We start from the raw sequence: 16,029 nt of genomic DNA on the forward strand, positions 1-16,029 counted from the left end.
GAATGGAAGATGTTTGAACGCGTTTTGTCATTTCTGAGGGATTTGCCGGCCGGCGCCAGCACACATGCCGGCAGCGACGATCCGCGCGTTGCGGCTTCGGCGCTCCTCTATCACGTCATGAATGCCGATGGCGTGCGCCAGGACGTCGAGTGGGAGCGGTTCAAGGCGGTGCTGGCGCAGAGCTACTCGATCAGCGGCGCGGAGCTCGAAGCGCTCGTCGCCGCCGGCGAACGCGCCGACAATGAGGCGATCGATCTCTACGCCTTCACCAGTGTCTTGAAGCGCCATCTCGACGCCGAGGCGCGCAAGGCCTTCATCGGCCTGATGTGGGAGATCGTCTACGCCGATGGCGAGCTGCACGAGCTGGAGGACAACACGGTCTGGCGCGTCGCTGAGCTGATCGGCGTCGAACGCCGCGACCGTATCGAGGCGCGCCGCAAGGCAGCCGAGCAGGCACCCGGCGCCACCGGAACATCGAGCGACGAATAGACGGATTTCGCCGCCCATGCCGCGCCAAACGAGTTCGAAGCCAAAGATCCTGATCGTGCTGCATCAGGAGAATTCGAGCCCCGGACGTGTCGGCCACATGCTCTTGGAAGAGGGCTTCGAGCTCGACATTCGGCGCCCGCCGCTCGGAGATACCTTGCCGGAAACGCTGGAGGGCCACGCCGGCACTGTGGTGTTCGGCGGTCCGATGAGCGCCAATGACGAGGACGAGTTCGTTCGTCGCGAGACCGCCTGGCTGGAAATACCGCTCAAGGAGAACCGGCCGTGCCTTGGCATCTGCCTTGGTGCGCAAATGCTGGTCAACCATCTCGGCGGCAAGGTCGAGGGTCACGGCGAAGGGCTGGTCGAGATCGGCTGGTATCCGCTGAAAGCGACCGAAGCCGGCAAGACCCTGATGCATTGGCCGGAGATGGTCTATCAGTTTCACCGCGAGGGCTTTTCCCTGCCCAGGGACGCGACGCTGCTGGCGACGGCCGAGACCTATCCCAACCAGGCTTTCCGCTATGGCGACAATGCCTGGGGCATCCAGTTCCATGGCGAGTTGACCAGGGCGATGATGCAGCGCTGGGTGGTGCGCGGCGCGCATCGCTTCGAGTTGCCCGGGGCGCAGCCCGGCCGCGATCATCTCGGCGGCCGGCTGATCTGGGACATGCACCTCAAGCGCTGGCTGGATGAATTTCTGCGGATGATTTTCGGCAAGCCGGCGCTGCGATAGACGTCAGTTTCGGCCGTTGAGGTGGCGCACCTTGCGCAGTTGCGGGAACAGCACCATCCACAGCCCCGCGACAGCGATCGCGCCGACGCCGCCGACCACGACCGCCGGCACCGTGCCGATCAACGCCGCCATCGTGCCGGCGCGGAATTCGCCGACCTCGTTGGAGGCGCCGACGAAGACCTGGTTGACGGCGTTGACGCGGCCGCGCACATGGTCGGGCGTCCACAGCTGGATCAAGGTCTCCCTGATATAGACGCTGAACATGTCGGTGGCGCCAAGGAAGGCGAGCGCCGCGATCGACAGCCAGGTGATGGTCGACAGGCCGAACAGCACGGTGAAGGCGCCGAACGCCGCAACGAAGCCGAGCATGATCAGCCCTGCATGGTTGCGGATCGGATGACCGGCCAGCCAGATGGCGACGCAAATGGCGCCGACGCCCGGCGCCGAACGCAGCAAGCCTAGGCCCCAGGGGCCGAGCTGGAGGATGTCGCGCGCGTAGATCGGCAACAGTGCCGAGGCGCCCGACAAAAGCACGGCGAACAAATCGAGCGAGATGGCCCCCAGCACGATCTTCTCGCTCCAGATATAGCTGAACCCACCGAAAAGGTTCTGCAGCGTCGGCTTCTCGGTCGCCGTGCGTTGCGCGGGCTTCGGGATGGTGAAGATCAGCAGCCCGGACGCAAGCATAAGCACGGCGGCCGTGCCATAGGCGACTTCCGCCGACACGCCATAGAGCAGGCCGCCGGCGACCGGGCCAATGATGGTCGCCGTCTGCCAGGCCGACGAATTCCAGGCGATGGCGTTGGCGAAATCCTCGGGTGGCACCAGATTGGCGAACAGCGAGGCCGAGGCCGGGCCGAAGAAGGCGCGGGCGACGCCGAACATGGCGAGCACGACGAAGATCGGCAGCGGTCCGCTGATGCCATGCAGGATCAGGAACAGCAGCGTCAGCGCGCAGATCGCCTCCATCACCACCGCCAGCGCCATGATCAGGCGACGGCCGAAGCGGTCGGCGACCACACCGGTGACCAGCACCAGCAGCAGCGACGGCAGGAACTGGACGATGCCGACCAGGCCGAGATCGAGGGGATCCCGCGTCAGGTCATACATCTGCCAGCCGACCGCTACCGACACGATCATGGTGGCGAACGTGGTGAGGAAACGCGCCGCCCAATAGCGCAGGAAGGAGCGGTGGCGGAACGCGGCATAGCGCTGGTCCGGCGAGGTTTGTGCGGCAGTCATGGATCGAGGCCCCGTTGCGATGGCATCGGCCGGCGGGGCACTTCCCGGATGGGCGCTGTTCCGACCAAGGGAACTTCTAACAAAGTTCGCAGCCCGATGTGCGCCAAAATCAGCGCTGGATCAACGAATTTTGACCCTGTTCCGTTGATTGCACGAGGACGTTATTGCCTGAGCGCCGCAGAGATGGCGTCGAGGCCGCTCCTCAACTCGGCTTCCGTCGGCCAGCCAAAACCGACGCGGAAGAAGCGCTTCGGCATTTCGAACCAATGGCCGGGTCCGACATAGGCGCCATGGTTCTCCAGCAGGTTCACATAGAACCGGTCGAGGTCGAAGCCGGGATCGACGTTCAGGCGCGGGAAGCCGACGACACCGCCTTCAGGGCGTACCCAGTCGACCAGCGGCTCGCGGTCGATCCAGGCCTGGACCATGTCGCGGCGCCTGGCCATTTCGGGCAGCAGCGTCGCCAGGAACGCGTCCCGGCGCTGCAGCATGCCGCGCGCGATGCCTTCGTCGATGACGCTGCCGCAGATGCCGATCTGCTCCTTGGCGGCGAGGAATTTCTCCTGAAGTTCCGCATCCCTGGTGATCAGCCAGCCGATGCGGATGCCGGGAATCCCGAAGGCCTTGGACAGCGACGAGACGCTGATCGCCTTCGGGCTCAGCGAGGCAGCCGACGGAAGGCGCCTGCCATAGGAGAGGTCGCGATAAGTCTCGTCGACCAGCAAATGGCAGCCCCTGCTTTCCGCTAGCGCTACCAGCGCATCGAGGTCGGCCCGGTCCATCATCGTGCCGGTCGGGTTGTGCGGGCAGGTGACGCTGATCAGCCTGGTGTTAGGCTGGATCACCGCCTTGATGCGTTCGACATCGATGGCAAAGCCGGCCTCGAAGGCCAGGTCGACAAAGCTGATGGCGCAGCCGATCGCCCTTGGGGTCTCGATGTTGGTGGCGTAGTTGGGCCTGATGACGACCAGATGATCGCTCTGTGACAACAGCGAGGTCGAGATGATGAACAGCGCCCCGGCGGCACCGGCGGTGACCAGGACATCATCGGGCGAGACGCCGGCGTCCTGCGCGGCAATCAGCGCGCGCAACTCCTTGTCGCCGCGATGCTCGCCGTAGAAAAGCGTGAGATCGGGCAAGGACAGGCCGATGTCGGAGAGTTTCTGGTCGGCGATCGAACTTTCGGAGAGGTTGTAGCGGATCCGGTCGTAGCCGTACTCTTCCGGCGCCTCTTTCTCGATCACCATCCTTGTGTAGTTCATGGCTTCCCCCAAAGAACCCGTCCGGTTCATCCAAGCCACAAAAACATGAAGCCTGCCAAGGCGGATTCGCCGGCAGGCTTCTGTTCCAGTGGTCCTAAGTGTTGGCTCAGGATCGAATTGCTCAGGCCGAGGCCTTCTTCCTGCCTCTGCCCTTGGCGGGCACCACCTCGGCGGCCTTGCGGCCGAGGCCGATCGACTTCGCCAGCAGCGAACGCGATGCGGCATAGTTGGGGGCGACCATGGGATAATCCGATGGCAAGCCCCATTTGGCGCGATAGGCGTCCGGCGTCAGGCCGAAATGCACGCCGAGGTGACGCTTCAGGGATTTGAACTTCTTGCCGTCTTCGAGGCAGATGATGAAGTCCGGCGTCACCGATTTCTTGGGGTTGACCGCCGGAACCAGCGGTGCCGCCACCGGGACCGGTGGCTGGCCGAGCCCGCTTATCGAAGTGCTGACGCTGGCGATGAGATCGGCGAGACCAGAAGCGGGCAGGCGGTTCTTCTCGACATAAGCGGACACGATGTGAGCGGTCAGCTCGAGCAGGTCGATGTCTTTACGGGCGCTGTTGCTATCGTCGGTCAATCTATTCCTCCGTCTAAAGCGAATGACCTGAAAATCGGATTCGATTCCCGGAAAGGATCATGCGCAAGATTAAAATGCTGCGGCGTCCTTCGTGCATCCACGGGACGGGCAGCGTTGTTTGTGGCGCGAAATTCCTAGTCGGCAAATCTGCGCAGCGCAATGACTTGATGCTGCGGCACACGTTATTTTGAACAACTATATTAAACAATAACAATATCAGACTATCAGCGCCTTGTCGCGCCACAAACGAAATCCGCCTTCGAAGGCGCGTGTGTTGTCGCCGCGCCGGCTGTCGGCGGGCAATTCATCGAGCTTGTCGACATTGCCGCCGCCAATGACGACGTAGTCGGGCTGCATGGCGGCGCGGAGCCGGTCGACGACGTCGAAGACGTATTTCCGCCATCTCTTCTTGCCACGCTTTTCCAGGCCGCGTTCGCCGACATAGTCCTCGAAACTCTTGCCGTTCTTGTAGGGAAGATGAGCGAGTTCCATCGGCTGGGCGACATTGTCGACGATCATCGCGGCACCGAGGCCGGTTCCCAGTCCGATGAACAGCATGCGGCCGCCTTCATAGCTGCCGATGGCCTGCATCAGCGCGTCGTTGACCACCTTCACCGGCTTGCCGAATTGCGCGGCGAAATCGTAGCCGGCCCAGCCCTTGCCGAGATTGGCAGGATCGGTGAGCGGCCTGTTGTGGGTGACCGGGCCGGGGTAGCCCATCGAGATGACGTCGTAGGACAAGCCCTCGGCAAGCTTCTTCACTGCATCGGTCATCTGCTGCGGCGTCAGGCCGGGCCCGGAGTCGGCGCGCCGCTCCACGCCGCCGGCGCTGCTGAGGATCTTGACATGCGAGCCGCCAATATCAATCGCAAGCACGATCTTCTGGGCGTCCGATGCCGGTTGCTTCACCGCTTTGGCCATTGCGCCACCTCCACTCACTTTACCGGATCGATCCAGCCATTGGGCGGCCCGAACCCGGCCATCGCGTCCGCCGGACCCCATGTGAGCGGTTCATAGAGGTGCGGCGGCGTGGTGTCGCCGAGCACCGGGCCGACGATGCGCCAGGCCAGTTCGCTGGCATCCTGGCGGGTGAACAGCTGGCCGTTGCCGTTCATGGCATCGCCGATCAGCCGCTCATAGGGCGGCATGTCGCTCTTGCTGTCGTCGAGCGCCGTCAGTTCGACCTGTTCGCCGATCATGTCGTCGCCCGCCGCCTTGCGCTGGGCGCCGACGGCGATCACCACTTGCGGATCGATGCGGAAGCGAACGTAGTTCTGGTCGGCCGGCTTGATCGGATCGAAGACGTCGAGCGGCGGCCGCTTCAGCCGCACCACAACTTCGGTGACATGCACCGGCATGTTCTTGCCGGCGCGGATGAAGAACGGCACGTCCTGCCAGCGCCAGGTGTCGACGAAGAAACGCACCGCCGCAAAGGTCTCGACCGGTGAGTTCGGCGCCACGCCGGGTTCGGCGAGATAGCCGGTGAACTGACCGCGCACGACGTCGTCTTTCGCCAAGGTGCGGATCGCTCTCAGCACCTGCACCTTCTCGTCGATCAAATCGTCGGCGGAACGGCCGACGGGTGGCTCCATGGCAAGCAGCAAAAGGATGTTGAGCAGATGGTTTTCGATAACGTCCCTGATGCAGCCGACATTGTCATAGAAGCGGCCACGCCCCTCGACGCCGAAATCCTCGGCCATGGTAATCTGCACGCTCTCGACGAAGTTGCGGTTCCAGATCGGCTCCAGAAAGGAATTGGCGAAGCGGAAATAGAGCAGGTTCTGGATCGCTTCCTTGCCGAGATAGTGGTCGATGCGGAAGATCGACTGTTCGTCGAACACCAGATGCAGGACACGGTTCAGCCAGCGCGCCGATTGCAGGTCGTGGCCGAAGGGCTTTTCGACCATCAGCCGCGCGCCACGAGCCGTGCCCGATTGCTCCAGTCCCTGGACGACGGTTTCGAACATGGTCGGCGGCACCGCCATGTAGTGCAGCGGCCGCTGGGCGGTGCCGAGCGCGCTTTTCAGTCTCTCGAACGTCGCCGGATCGCGATAGTCGCCGCTGACATAACGCAGCAGGGAGGCGAACTTGGCGAACAATTTTTCGTCGATCTTGCCGAGCGCATTGACGATGCCGTCGTGGGCACGCGCCTGCAATTGCTGAAGGTCCCAGGCGTCGAACGCCACGCCGATCACCGGTTCCGTGAGCGTGCCCTTGGCCACCATCTGGTAAAGGGCTGGAAATATCTTCTTGTGGGCGAGGTCGCCGGTGGCACCGAAGAGCACCAGCGTGTCGGACCGTTCCGGGGTCATCGGCGTGTCTCCCCTGCCGCCATCACGAGCCGGACTTCGGCTTCTCGACATGGCCGCCAAAGGCATAACGCATTGCCGAGAGCAGCTTGTCGGAGAATTCGGATTCGCCTTGCGAGGAGAAGCGGTCGAACAGCGCCGAGGACAGAACCGGCGCCGGCACGCCGGTGTCGATCGCCGCCTTCAGCGTCCAGCGACCTTCGCCGGAATCCGAGACGCGGCCGCCGAAATTCGCCAGGTCCGGATCATTCTTCAGCGCGCCCGCGGTGAGATCGAGCAACCAGGAGCCGATGACGCTGCCATGCCGCCAGACCTCGGCCACCTGAGGCAGGTCGACGTCGAACTGGTAGTATTGCGGGTTTTCCAGGGGGCTGGTCTCGGCGTCCGCAGTTCGTTGCCGCTTGCCGGCATTGGCCGACTTCAGGATGTTCATGCCTTCTGCATAGGCGGCCATCACGCCATATTCGATGCCGTTGTGCACCATCTTGACGAAGTGGCCGGCACCGCTCGGCCCGCAATGCAGATAGCCAAAGGGTGCGGTCCCGGCATCCTTGGGCGGATTGGAGCCGGCATCGGCACCGGGCGCCAGCGTGGCAAAGATCGAATCGAGGTGCTGCACCGCCACGTCGGGACCGCCGATCATCAGGCAATAGCCACGCTCAAGGCCCCAGACACCGCCGCTGGTTCCGACATCGACAAGATGGATACCCTTGGCGGCCAGTTTCGCGGCCTGGTCGACGGCGTCGTGATAGTAGGAATTGCCACCGTCGATGATGATGTCGCCGGGTTCCATCAGGGCGGCGACCTGATCGATGATCTTGCCGGTGATCGCCGCCGGCAGCATCAGCCAGACGCAGCGCGGCTTGACCAGCTTGCCGACGAATTCTTCCATGGATGCCGTTCCTGAAGCGCCGTCGGTCACCAGAGCCGCGACGCTGGCCGGGTTGATGTCGTAGACGACGCATTCGTGGCCGTCGTGCATCAGGCGCCGGACCATGTTGGCGCCCATCCGGCCCAATCCCATCATTCCGATCTGCATGGTTTCGCCCCTGTTTCCTGAAGATTTACTGGATTTGTCGAGGAAGGATCGACTGGCTATCCTGATCGCCTGATATGACGGACAAGTCGACATTCTCCCAATCGCCGGCTCCGGGCCAGAAAAAAGTGAAGATCAGCGAACTTCCGCAGGGGAGACTGGCCGTGGGCAGATCGACAAGATGGATGCCGAAACCGTTCTCGATCGTCTGGCTGTCGGCGGCGGTCGCCCAATTGTCGCTGCTCCAGCGGACCGTCGCCGGGGCCAAGAGCTCGACGCGCAGCGTCTTGCCGGCCGGCAGCGTGCGGATCTTGTTGTTGAAGCGCCATGTCCTGAACGGCGATACTGTCTTGTCCTCGATGTAGCGCTTGACGCCTTGCGGCGGCATGTCGAAGACCGTGCCGTCGCGCACCGAGCGCAACAGCTTGATATGCTCCGAATGCGCCCAGACCAGCGGCATGGCGCTGCCCGAGGGGCGACCGTGCAGCAGTTCGCGCTCGGCCATGTCGGCGCCGTCCCAGACCTGTTCGGGCAGCAGGCCACCCGGCCCGGCCGAGCCCTCCAGTGCCGCCAGCAGGTCCACAGCTCTGTCCTTGCGTCCGGCTGCAAGCTCGTAATGGGCGCGTTCGCCGGCGAGCAACGGCCACGGCCGGCCCTGGCCGGTGCCGTCGAAGGGCGCGCCATCCTTATGCTCGCCATAGCCATCGCCATTGTAGCGGTACCAGAGCGACCCTTGCGGCAGGTCGCAGCGCAATTGCGCATCGATGACCGTGACCGTGTCGACGATACGCGGATCGTCGGCTGCCCTCAGGCCGAAGCGGACGAGCGCCAGAGCGTCCGGGCTGACGATTGCCTCGGCCGGCTGGTCGGAATCGCCGGGCGGCCGGTTCTTGATCGGGACATAGCCGTCCTTCGGTGAACCGGCCTCCGCGCTGTCGGGTGGAGCGATGCGAACGTAATAGCCGCCAACGCCGGCCTGCCTGCAGAGTGCCGTGCCGGTGACATAGGTCCAGCGCTCGACCTGTTCGTTCCAGACATCGGCGGTCTCGCGCAGATAGCCTGCGGCATCTTGCTTGCCGCAGGCGTCGAGCAAGTCGGCCGCGGCAAGCAGAGCCGCGATCTCGACGGCAAGCGTGAACGGGCTGTAGCCGGCGTCCTCTTCCCATCGGTCCTCGCCGGTGACGGGTCCATTGCGCACGACATAGCTGGCGGCGCGCTCGATCATCGGCTGAAAGGCGAGCAGCCTGGCCTGCGGCAGGTGCCCGGCGCGGTGCAGCGCATCGGCCAGCAGCAACGGGAAGGCGCATTCATCCATCTGGATGCCTGGCCAATAGGCCGACCCGTCGAGCCAGGCGTTCTGCGGCCAGTGGCCGTCCGGCTGCTGGATGGAACTGAGATAGTCGAGGATTTGCAGGGCCGACGCGGCATCGCCGGCGGCGAGAAAACCACCGGCGGTCTCGACCAGATCGCGCGGCCAGACCAGATGGTAGCCGCCGAGGTCGTCGTCACCCTTGTTGAAGCCCCACGGAATCGAAAGGCTGGCGACCGCCGCACCCGGTATCGCGATCGACCGGTGGGTCGACAGAACTGCGGTCGAGACGCGATAGAAGTTGATCCCGGTTCCGCCATGCCGGTCCAGGGGCAGCAGGCTCTTTTGCCATTTGCGCCATCTCTCGACGTAGGCTTTGGCGGCGGGCTCAAAGCCTTGCTTCAGGCTGGCGAAGGCATTTTCGGCCGCCTCGTCGGCTGTCGCGCCAAACCCCAGCGCCAGCAAGGCCGTTGCCTTGGAAGCGGTAAAGCCGATCTCGCCGGTCAGCGCGACATTGCCGTCCTCGGCCCGCTGGGAGGCCGGATCGAGCTCGCCGGTATTGTGGAGCTGCTGCCAGCCGTCGGAGACGCCGACATAGCCGGCCGAGCCGGTGCGCCAGGGCAGTGACGAGGCCAGCGCCAGGCAGGTGCCGCGCCCCGAGGCGAACAGCACAGGTTTTCCCTTGTGGTCACCGACCCAGGCGGTGTTGCCCATGCCAGCATTGACGAGATGCGGCGCCAGCAAGGCGTAGACGCGAAGGTCGCCGGCGGCACCCTTGAGCGCTGTGAAGGTAATTTCCTGCAGCAAAGCGGGCCGCGCCGGGTCGGCAAGGATGCGCTTTTCGATCCGGTAGGCGCCGTCAGTCGCGGTGTTGACCAGCCTGTAGGCCGGCACGCCGTCCTCGAATGGCTCGATGGCGTGCGCGGCATCGCGTTTTTCTTCGGAGAAATAGCCGTCGGGGCCGGTGACGATCAGGCCGAGGTCGCGCGTGCAGGCGCTGTCGAGGTGCGGATAGTAAATCTCGTTGAGAATGCCATGGCTGATCGTGAACCAGATATGGCCGCTTGGCGAAAGGGACGTTCCAACGCCACTCTTGGCGCTTGACGTCCAGCGGGCCGGAATTCCCGGGGCGCCCGGAGCAACGGTTGGCGTCACTGGCATTCTGTTGCGATCTCCTGGCCCTTTCCCTAGACCAGGACGCGAACCTTTTTCAATCATTGCACCGCAAGTTGATCGCCACCGCCAATGAGGCCCTCGTTGACAGTGGCGCCGCGTAGCGTCCACTATTCCAGGCACGGGAGGATCGCGAAGCCATGCCGGAGGTGTCCCTGGTCCTGATCGACCGGTTGCTGGCGATTTCGGCGGCGCTTGCCGGCCATATCGATCCCGGCACGGCGTTTCGCGCCACAGCCATCGAGATCGGCACGCTCATTCCGCACGACCATATGGATCTGGCGGTGCTGTCGCATGACGGGCGCAGGCATGCCTGTTATGAAGCCGGCTTCCACACCAGCTGGAGCGAGCTTGCCCAACATCCGCTGCCGACCGAAGTCAGCCCGATTCGCTCGGTGCTGTGGGGCGAGGTGGCTTATCTGCTTTCCGACGACGCGCTGCGCGACGAGCGCTTCCATTTCGCCACGGCGATCGACGGACCGATCTTCGCCGCCAAGCTGCGCAGCCGCATCGTCGTGCCGCTCAGGGCACGTGGCGGCATCATCGGGGCGCTGAACATCAGCCGGCACGAGGTCGGCTGCTACACGCTTGCCGATGTCGCGGTCGCCCAGCAATGCGCCGACCTGATCGCGCCTTATATCTTTGCGCTGATCCAGACCGAGGAGGCGCGCCGCGCCATGCTTGCCGAGAGCGAGGCGCGCAATCGCGTCGAATTGCTGCGCGTCGGCGCCTCGCAACTGACCGAGGGCATGGAGCGCGAACGCCGGCGCATGGCGATGGACCTGCATGACCAGACGCTTGCCGACCTCGCCCGCATCGCACGCCAGCTTTCGGCCCTGCGCGGCCAGGGCGTGGCGCGGGCGGCGCAGCTTGCCGACCTCGAGCAGGAGGTCGCCGGCTGCCTGACGGAACTGCGCCACATCGTCGACGACATGCGGCCGAGCGTGCTCGAACTGTTCGGCCTGCGCGATGCGGTCGAAGCGCATCTCAACCGCAGCGTCGCCAGAGCCAAGCCGCCCATCGCCGTGCGCATCGCAGACACCAGCGACGGCAGCGCCGACAATCTGCCGGAGCCCGTCCGCACGGCACTTTACCGGATCGTGCAGGAAGCCATCAACAATGCGGTTCGGCATGCTGCGCCGCGCCGCATCGACGTGCTGCTGGCTTCGACCGCAAGCGTGCTGCGGGTGATCGTCACCGATGACGGCCAGGGCTGCGGCACTGTCGATCCGGCCGCCCATGGCGGCATTGGCCACATGCATACGCGCGCCGCGCTGATCGGTGCGCGGCTGCGCATCGGGCCGGCCGGCCGCAAGAGCGGCGGCACCCGTGTCGTCGTTGAGATCGACCGCCGGCCGTCGCGGGAGTTGCCGGTTGCGGCGGCTGCAGCGGCGCCCGGCCAGCTCGCCGTGTCGGAGACCATGTGATGCTTGTGATGATCGCCGAAAATGACGGACTGCACCGTACCTTCGCGCGGCGCACCGTCGAGCAATTGTGGCCCGGCGATGTCGAGGTGATCGAAGCGAGCGACGGCGAGGACGCCATCAACCTTGCGGCCGAGCGCGAACCGCCGCATGTCGTCCTCGACCTCCAGATGCCGAAGGCGACCGGGATCGAGGTTGCCAGGGCGATCTGGAACCGCCGCGCCGGCACGCACATCCTGTTCTGGTCGAATTTCGCCGACGAGGCCTATGTGCGCGGCGTGGCGCGCATCGTGCCGCCCGGCTCGGTCTATGGCTATGTGCTCAAATCGGCAACGGAGGAAGGCATGCGCTCGGCCTTGCGTGGCGTTTTCCGCGAGGGCCACTGCATCATCGACCGCGAGATCCGCGGTATCCAGCACCGCGTCCAGGACAAGTTCGAGGGCATCACCGACGGCGAATATGAAAGCCTGATCGACATCGCGCTTGGCCTGACCGACCGGGCGATCGCCGCACGCCGCGGCCTGTCGATCCGCGGCGCGCAGAGCCGCATCAAGCATGTCTACGACAAGCTCGGTATCGTGCCGGCGGAGGACGGGGCCGGCGATGCATCCGTGTTCAACTCGCGGACGCGGGCGATCTACCTCGCCATGGCGCGAGGCCTGATCAACATCGACGCGCTGCGCCGCGAGCAGGACCGGCTCGACGCCTGGCTGGCGCAGGCTTCGCCCGATCACTGAATGCAGCCAGAGCGGTTCGGAAAACCGTTTGACACTTTTGCTTTGCTCGGGTGCGACTGTGCAAATGCACAGTCGGGCATGCGCTTTGACCCGTATCGCCACGCCGGTGGCGCAACTACCTTCGATCCCCAATAAGAAAACATATCGGGAAGCGCTCATGCCATTCGTCGCCATGCGAATTCGCACGGCTGTTCGCGCCGCCAGGCACCAGTGATGTCGGTGTCGGCGCGAGCTCGCCATTCCGGCTTCGACGACGTCGTCGGCGATGCGGCGATCGAAACGCTGGCAAGCGGCTTCGGGTTCCTCGAAGGGCCGGTGTGGCATCCCTATGAGAAGTGGCTGGTTTTCTCCGACATTCCGGAAAGCCGCATGTACCGCCGCAGTGCCGCAGGCGAGATCGAACTGTTTCGTGAGCCCAGCCACAAGGCCAATGGCAACACGCTGGATCGCCAGGGACGGTTGGTCACCTGCGAGCACGCGACGAGCCGGGTGACCCGCGCCGAGCCCAATGGCAGCGTGACCGTGCTTGCCACACACCACCAGGACAAGCAGCTCAACAGCCCGAACGATATCGTCGTTGCCACCGGCGGCTCGATCTACTTCACCGATCCGGGCTATGGCAGGGTGGAATTCTACGGCGTGCCGCGGCCGCAGGAATTGTCTTTCCAGGGCGTCTACCGCATCGACGGCGACGGCGCCCGGCTGACATTGCTGGCCGACGATTTCGTGCAGCCGAACGGACTTTGCTTCTCGCTGGACGAGTCGCGGTTATTCATCAACGACACCGAACGCGGACACATCAGGGTGTTCGGCGTCGAGGCGGATGGCGACCTCAACGGCGGTGCGGTGTGGGCGGTGACCGAAGGCGACGGACCGGGAGCGCCGGACGGCATGAAGATCGACAGCCGCGGCAATGTCTACTGCACCGGCCCCGGAGGCATCCATGTCTTCGATGCGTCGGGTGCCATTCTGGGCGTCATCCGCACGCCGGAAGACTGTGCGAATTTCACCTTCGGCGACGACGATCTGAGGAGCCTCTACATCGCCGCATCGACGTCGCTGTACCGGCTCCGGGTGCGCGTGCCGGGATTGAGACTGTTTTGAGTTCGGGACCGTCCGTGCTCAAATCAGATTGGGAGCGAGGCCGGGGTCAAAACCGGCAGGAACTGCAGCAGTAAACATCTGGGAGGATTACGACATGAAGAAACTGTTTGTCTTGGGCGCTCTGGCGGCGATGCTCGCCTCGGGCACCGCACTTGCCGACACCAGTGGCAAGAAGATCGCCTTCTCCAACAACTACGCCGGCAATTCGTGGCGGCAGGCGATGCTCGACAGCTATGGCATCGTCACCAAGAAGGCGGTCGCCGACAAGGTCGTCGGCGCGGCCGATATCTTCACGACCGCCGACAAGGAAGTGCCGACGCAGGCGGCTCAAGTGCAGAACCTGATCCTGCAGGGCTATGACGCGATCGTCATCAACTCCGCTTCGCCGGACGCGCTCAACGGCGCCATCAAGCAGGCGTGTGACGCCGGCATCACCGTCGTCTCCTTCGACGGCACCGTCACCGAACCTTGCGCCTATCGCGTCGTCGTCGACTTCAAGGACATGGGCAAGCAGGAAGTCGAGCAGATGGCCAAGTTCCAGCCCAAGGGCGGCAATCTGCTGGAAATCCGTGGCCTTGCCGGCACTTCGATCGACGACGCCATCCATGCCGGCATCCTTGAAGGTGTCGCTGCCCATCCCGAGTTCAAGATTGTCGGCTCGGTGACCGGCGATTGGGACCAGACCACCGCGCAGAAGGCGGTCGCGACCATCCTGCCGTCGCTGCCCGATGTCGTCGGCATCGTGGACCAGGGCGGTGACGGCTATGGCGCGGCGCAGGCCTTTGCCGCAGCCGGCAAGCCGCGCCCGACCATCATCATGGGCAACCGGCAGGATGAGTTGCAGTGGTGGAAGGAACAGAAGGACAAGGACGGCTACAAGACCTGGTCGGCGTCGATCGCGCCGGGCGTGTCGTCGCTCGCTTTCTGGGTGGCGCAACAGGTACTCGACGGCCGCACCGATATCCCGCACGATCTGCTAGTGCCGTATCTGGCCTTCACCCAGGACGATTTCGAGGCCGAGCTGCCGAAGATCGTCAAGGGTGGCGTCGCCAGTCACGAATACACGCAAGAGGACGCGATCGCGGCCATCAAAGCCAACATCAAGTGAGTGTCGGAGAAGCGTTGCCGTCCGTATCGTCGAGCGGATATCGTTGAGCATGGTTGCAGGGAACGCTGACATCATCAGACTGAACGGCGCCGAAAAACACTTCGGCGCCGTTCGCGCGCTGGGCGGCGTGGATTTCCACGTTGGCCCGGGCGAATGCGTCGGGCTTGTCGGCCACAATGGCGCCGGTAAGTCGACGCTGATGCACATGGTTGCGGGCACGCTCGTGCCCGACAGCGGCCAGATCGGCGTGCATGGCGGCATCGAGGACAATTACTCGGTGTCGCGGGCACAGCAACTGGGCATACGCTGCGTGTTCCAGGAACTGTCGTTGTGTCCCAATCTCAGCGTCGCCGAAAACACGCGCATCAACCATGCCTCGCTGCGCGGCTTCGGCTGGCGGCGCAAGGCTGCCGAACTGATCGCCGCCAAGCTCGACGAGATCTTTCCTGGTCACAGCATCTCGGCGTCTGACATCGTCGGCGACCTGTCGATCGGCCGGCGCCAGATGGTCGAGGTGGCGCGCGCCTTCACGGTCACGCAGGATCGGCTCGACCTCGTCATCCTGGACGAGCCGACATCGTCGCTCGACGCGCACACGGCAGGACAGTTGTTGGCCTTCGTGCGCCGCTTCGTCGCCGGCGGCAAAAGCTGCATCCTGATCTCGCATGTGCTGGGCGAGGTGTTGCGGAATGCCGATCGCATCGTGGTGATGCGCGACGGCAAGGTGGTTGTCGCCGACGCCGCTGGTGCCTTCGACCGCGACCGGCTGGTGACGGCGATGGGCGGGGCGGAAGCGCGCCAGAAGATCGCGGCGCAAGTCGCCCACGCCAAACCAGGGGCCAGCGCGCTGCGGGTGCGGGCGCGACCCGCCGTGCAGAAGGACGGCACCGACCTTGTCGCCCGTGCCGGCGAGATCATCGGCCTGGCCGGTCTGGCGGGCCATGGCCAGACCGACCTGTTGCTGGCGATCTTCGCTGCTGCATCGCGGGCCCGAGCCGGTATCGAGGTCACCGCGCCGGTGGCGCTGGTGGCCGGCGACCGCCAGTCGGACGGCATCTTCCCGCAATGGTCGATTGCGCAGAATATCGGCATCCGCTCGCTGGCGCGTTTGCGCAACGGGCTGTTGATCTCGCCGCAGCGCGAGGCCGAGCTCGCTGCAGTCTGGCAAAAGAAGATCGGCATCCGCACGCCGGACATGAACAATAACATCTTCTCGCTGTCGGGTGGCAACCAGCAGAAGGCGCTGTTTGCCCGGGCGCTTGGCTCGGACGCGCAGATCGTGCTGATGGACGACCCGATGCGCGGCGTCGATATAGGCACCAAACTGGAGGTCTATGACCTCGTACAGGAAGAGGCCCGCCGCGGCCGCACCTTCCTCTGGTACACCACGGAAACCGAAGAGCTCGACAATTGCGACCACATCTATGTCTTCAAGAACGGCCGCATCGTCGCCAATCTGGGCCGCGACGAATTGACCGAAGAGAAGATCATCCAGTCCTCGTTCGGCGATGCGGCGTGAG

15 protein-coding genes are annotated in these 16,029 nt (G+C 64.4%); 8 read left to right on the forward strand and 7 right to left on the reverse strand.

What is annotated here, in order from left to right:
• The first annotated feature begins 9 nt into the window (after positions 1 to 9).
• Both AC0ZT5_RS16935 and AC0ZT5_RS16940 read left to right on the forward strand, forming a co-directional pair.
• Positions 10 to 489, forward strand: a complete 480-nt coding sequence (locus AC0ZT5_RS16935) for a tellurite resistance TerB family protein (RefSeq protein ID WP_488497347.1) — start codon at positions 10 to 12, stop codon at positions 487 to 489.
• A 16-nt stretch (positions 490 to 505) separates the two neighbouring features.
• Positions 506 to 1,222 carry a glutamine amidotransferase gene (locus AC0ZT5_RS16940; protein WP_488497348.1) on the forward strand — a complete coding sequence of 239 codons (717 nt, stop codon included), beginning with the start codon at positions 506 to 508 and terminating at the stop codon, positions 1,220 to 1,222.
• Positions 1,223 to 1,225: 3 nt separating this feature from the next.
• On the opposite strand, the gene AC0ZT5_RS16945 is transcribed toward AC0ZT5_RS16940, so the two are convergent.
• From AC0ZT5_RS16945 to AC0ZT5_RS16955, 3 genes are all read right to left on the reverse strand, one after another.
• Positions 1,226 to 2,464: an MFS transporter gene (locus AC0ZT5_RS16945; RefSeq protein WP_488497349.1), complete on the reverse strand. Its 1,239-nt coding sequence runs from the start codon at positions 2,462 to 2,464 to the stop codon at positions 1,226 to 1,228.
• 161 nt (positions 2,465 to 2,625) lie between these two features.
• Positions 2,626 to 3,726, reverse strand: a complete 1,101-nt coding sequence (locus AC0ZT5_RS16950) for an aminotransferase class I/II-fold pyridoxal phosphate-dependent enzyme (protein WP_488497350.1) — start codon at positions 3,724 to 3,726, stop codon at positions 2,626 to 2,628.
• 121 nt (positions 3,727 to 3,847) lie between these two features.
• Positions 3,848 to 4,309 (reverse strand): Ros/MucR family transcriptional regulator, encoded by a 462-nt coding sequence (locus tag AC0ZT5_RS16955; protein ID WP_488497351.1) that lies wholly within the window; start codon positions 4,307 to 4,309, stop codon positions 3,848 to 3,850.
• A 59-nt stretch (positions 4,310 to 4,368) separates the two neighbouring features.
• On the opposite strand from AC0ZT5_RS16955, the gene AC0ZT5_RS16960 reads away from it, so the two are divergent.
• Positions 4,369 to 4,500 (forward strand): hypothetical protein, encoded by a 132-nt coding sequence (locus AC0ZT5_RS16960; protein ID WP_488497352.1) that lies wholly within the window; start codon positions 4,369 to 4,371, stop codon positions 4,498 to 4,500.
• 25 nt (positions 4,501 to 4,525) lie between these two features.
• On the opposite strand, the gene AC0ZT5_RS16965 is transcribed toward AC0ZT5_RS16960, so the two are convergent.
• Genes AC0ZT5_RS16965 through AC0ZT5_RS16980 form a run of 4 tightly spaced genes read right to left on the reverse strand, consistent with a single transcriptional unit; the run spans position 4,526 to position 10,124 of the window.
• Positions 4,526 to 5,230 carry an ROK family protein gene (locus AC0ZT5_RS16965; protein WP_488497353.1) on the reverse strand — a complete coding sequence of 235 codons (705 nt, stop codon included), beginning with the start codon at positions 5,228 to 5,230 and terminating at the stop codon, positions 4,526 to 4,528.
• Positions 5,231 to 5,244: 14 nt separating this feature from the next.
• The gene (gene zwf, locus AC0ZT5_RS16970) at positions 5,245 to 6,621 is read right to left on the reverse strand and encodes a glucose-6-phosphate dehydrogenase (protein ID WP_488497354.1); all 1,377 of its coding nucleotides are present in this window, start codon (positions 6,619 to 6,621) and stop codon (positions 5,245 to 5,247) included.
• Positions 6,622 to 6,643: 22 nt separating this feature from the next.
• On the reverse strand, positions 6,644 to 7,657 hold the full coding sequence (gene gnd, locus AC0ZT5_RS16975) for a phosphogluconate dehydrogenase (NAD(+)-dependent, decarboxylating) (protein ID WP_488497355.1): 1,014 nt from the start codon (positions 7,655 to 7,657) through the stop codon (positions 6,644 to 6,646).
• 25 nt (positions 7,658 to 7,682) lie between these two features.
• Positions 7,683 to 10,124 (reverse strand): glucan 1,4-alpha-glucosidase, encoded by a 2,442-nt coding sequence (locus tag AC0ZT5_RS16980; protein WP_488497356.1) that lies wholly within the window; start codon positions 10,122 to 10,124, stop codon positions 7,683 to 7,685.
• Between the two features lie 152 nt (positions 10,125 to 10,276).
• Between AC0ZT5_RS16980 and AC0ZT5_RS16985 the strand changes: the two genes are divergently transcribed.
• The 5 genes from AC0ZT5_RS16985 (at position 10,277) to AC0ZT5_RS17005 (ending at position 16,028) form a co-directional block, all read left to right on the forward strand.
• Positions 10,277 to 11,563, forward strand: coding sequence for a sensor histidine kinase (locus AC0ZT5_RS16985; RefSeq protein WP_488497357.1), 1,287 nt, complete (start codon positions 10,277 to 10,279; stop codon positions 11,561 to 11,563).
• A complete protein-coding gene (locus AC0ZT5_RS16990; protein WP_457150201.1) occupies positions 11,563 to 12,297 on the forward strand; it encodes a response regulator in 735 nt (244 codons plus the stop codon). The genes AC0ZT5_RS16985 and AC0ZT5_RS16990 overlap by 1 nt, the downstream gene beginning before the upstream one ends.
• Positions 12,298 to 12,510: 213 nt before the next feature.
• Positions 12,511 to 13,401 carry an SMP-30/gluconolactonase/LRE family protein gene (locus AC0ZT5_RS16995; RefSeq protein WP_488497358.1) on the forward strand — a complete coding sequence of 297 codons (891 nt, stop codon included), beginning with the start codon at positions 12,511 to 12,513 and terminating at the stop codon, positions 13,399 to 13,401.
• Between the two features lie 94 nt (positions 13,402 to 13,495).
• On the forward strand, positions 13,496 to 14,509 hold the full coding sequence (locus tag AC0ZT5_RS17000) for a substrate-binding domain-containing protein (RefSeq protein WP_095084081.1): 1,014 nt from the start codon (positions 13,496 to 13,498) through the stop codon (positions 14,507 to 14,509).
• 49 nt (positions 14,510 to 14,558) lie between these two features.
• A complete protein-coding gene (locus AC0ZT5_RS17005) occupies positions 14,559 to 16,028 on the forward strand; it encodes a sugar ABC transporter ATP-binding protein (RefSeq protein WP_488497359.1) in 1,470 nt (489 codons plus the stop codon).
• Position 16,029 lies beyond the last annotated feature (1 nt).

It is taken from the genome of Mesorhizobium sp. CNPSo 4670, assembly GCF_057784235.1.

What these genes read in the sequence shown, in the direction of transcription:
- AC0ZT5_RS16995 (WP_488497358.1), top strand. Translation starts at nt 12,511, where the DNA reads ATGTCGGTGTCGGCGCGAGCTCGCCATTCCGGCTTCGACGACGTCGTC.
- AC0ZT5_RS16985 (WP_488497357.1), top strand. Translation starts at nt 10,277, where the DNA reads ATGCCGGAGGTGTCCCTGGTCCTGATCGACCGGTTGCTGGCGATTTCG.
- AC0ZT5_RS16965 (WP_488497353.1), bottom strand. Translation starts at nt 5,230, where the DNA reads ATGGCCAAAGCGGTGAAGCAACCGGCATCGGACGCCCAGAAGATCGTG.
- AC0ZT5_RS16980 (WP_488497356.1), bottom strand. Translation starts at nt 10,124, where the DNA reads ATGCCAGTGACGCCAACCGTTGCTCCGGGCGCCCCGGGAATTCCGGCC.
- AC0ZT5_RS17000 (WP_095084081.1), top strand. Translation starts at nt 13,496, where the DNA reads ATGAAGAAACTGTTTGTCTTGGGCGCTCTGGCGGCGATGCTCGCCTCG.
- AC0ZT5_RS16960 (WP_488497352.1), top strand. Translation starts at nt 4,369, where the DNA reads ATGCGCAAGATTAAAATGCTGCGGCGTCCTTCGTGCATCCACGGGACG.
- AC0ZT5_RS16990 (WP_457150201.1), top strand. Translation starts at nt 11,563, where the DNA reads ATGCTTGTGATGATCGCCGAAAATGACGGACTGCACCGTACCTTCGCG.
- AC0ZT5_RS16940 (WP_488497348.1), top strand. Translation starts at nt 506, where the DNA reads ATGCCGCGCCAAACGAGTTCGAAGCCAAAGATCCTGATCGTGCTGCAT.
- AC0ZT5_RS16945 (WP_488497349.1), bottom strand. Translation starts at nt 2,464, where the DNA reads ATGACTGCCGCACAAACCTCGCCGGACCAGCGCTATGCCGCGTTCCGC.
- AC0ZT5_RS16935 (WP_488497347.1), top strand. Translation starts at nt 10, where the DNA reads ATGTTTGAACGCGTTTTGTCATTTCTGAGGGATTTGCCGGCCGGCGCC.
- gnd (WP_488497355.1), bottom strand. Translation starts at nt 7,657, where the DNA reads ATGCAGATCGGAATGATGGGATTGGGCCGGATGGGCGCCAACATGGTC.
- AC0ZT5_RS16950 (WP_488497350.1), bottom strand. Translation starts at nt 3,726, where the DNA reads ATGAACTACACAAGGATGGTGATCGAGAAAGAGGCGCCGGAAGAGTAC.
- AC0ZT5_RS17005 (WP_488497359.1), top strand. Translation starts at nt 14,559, where the DNA reads ATGGTTGCAGGGAACGCTGACATCATCAGACTGAACGGCGCCGAAAAA.
- zwf (WP_488497354.1), bottom strand. Translation starts at nt 6,621, where the DNA reads ATGACCCCGGAACGGTCCGACACGCTGGTGCTCTTCGGTGCCACCGGC.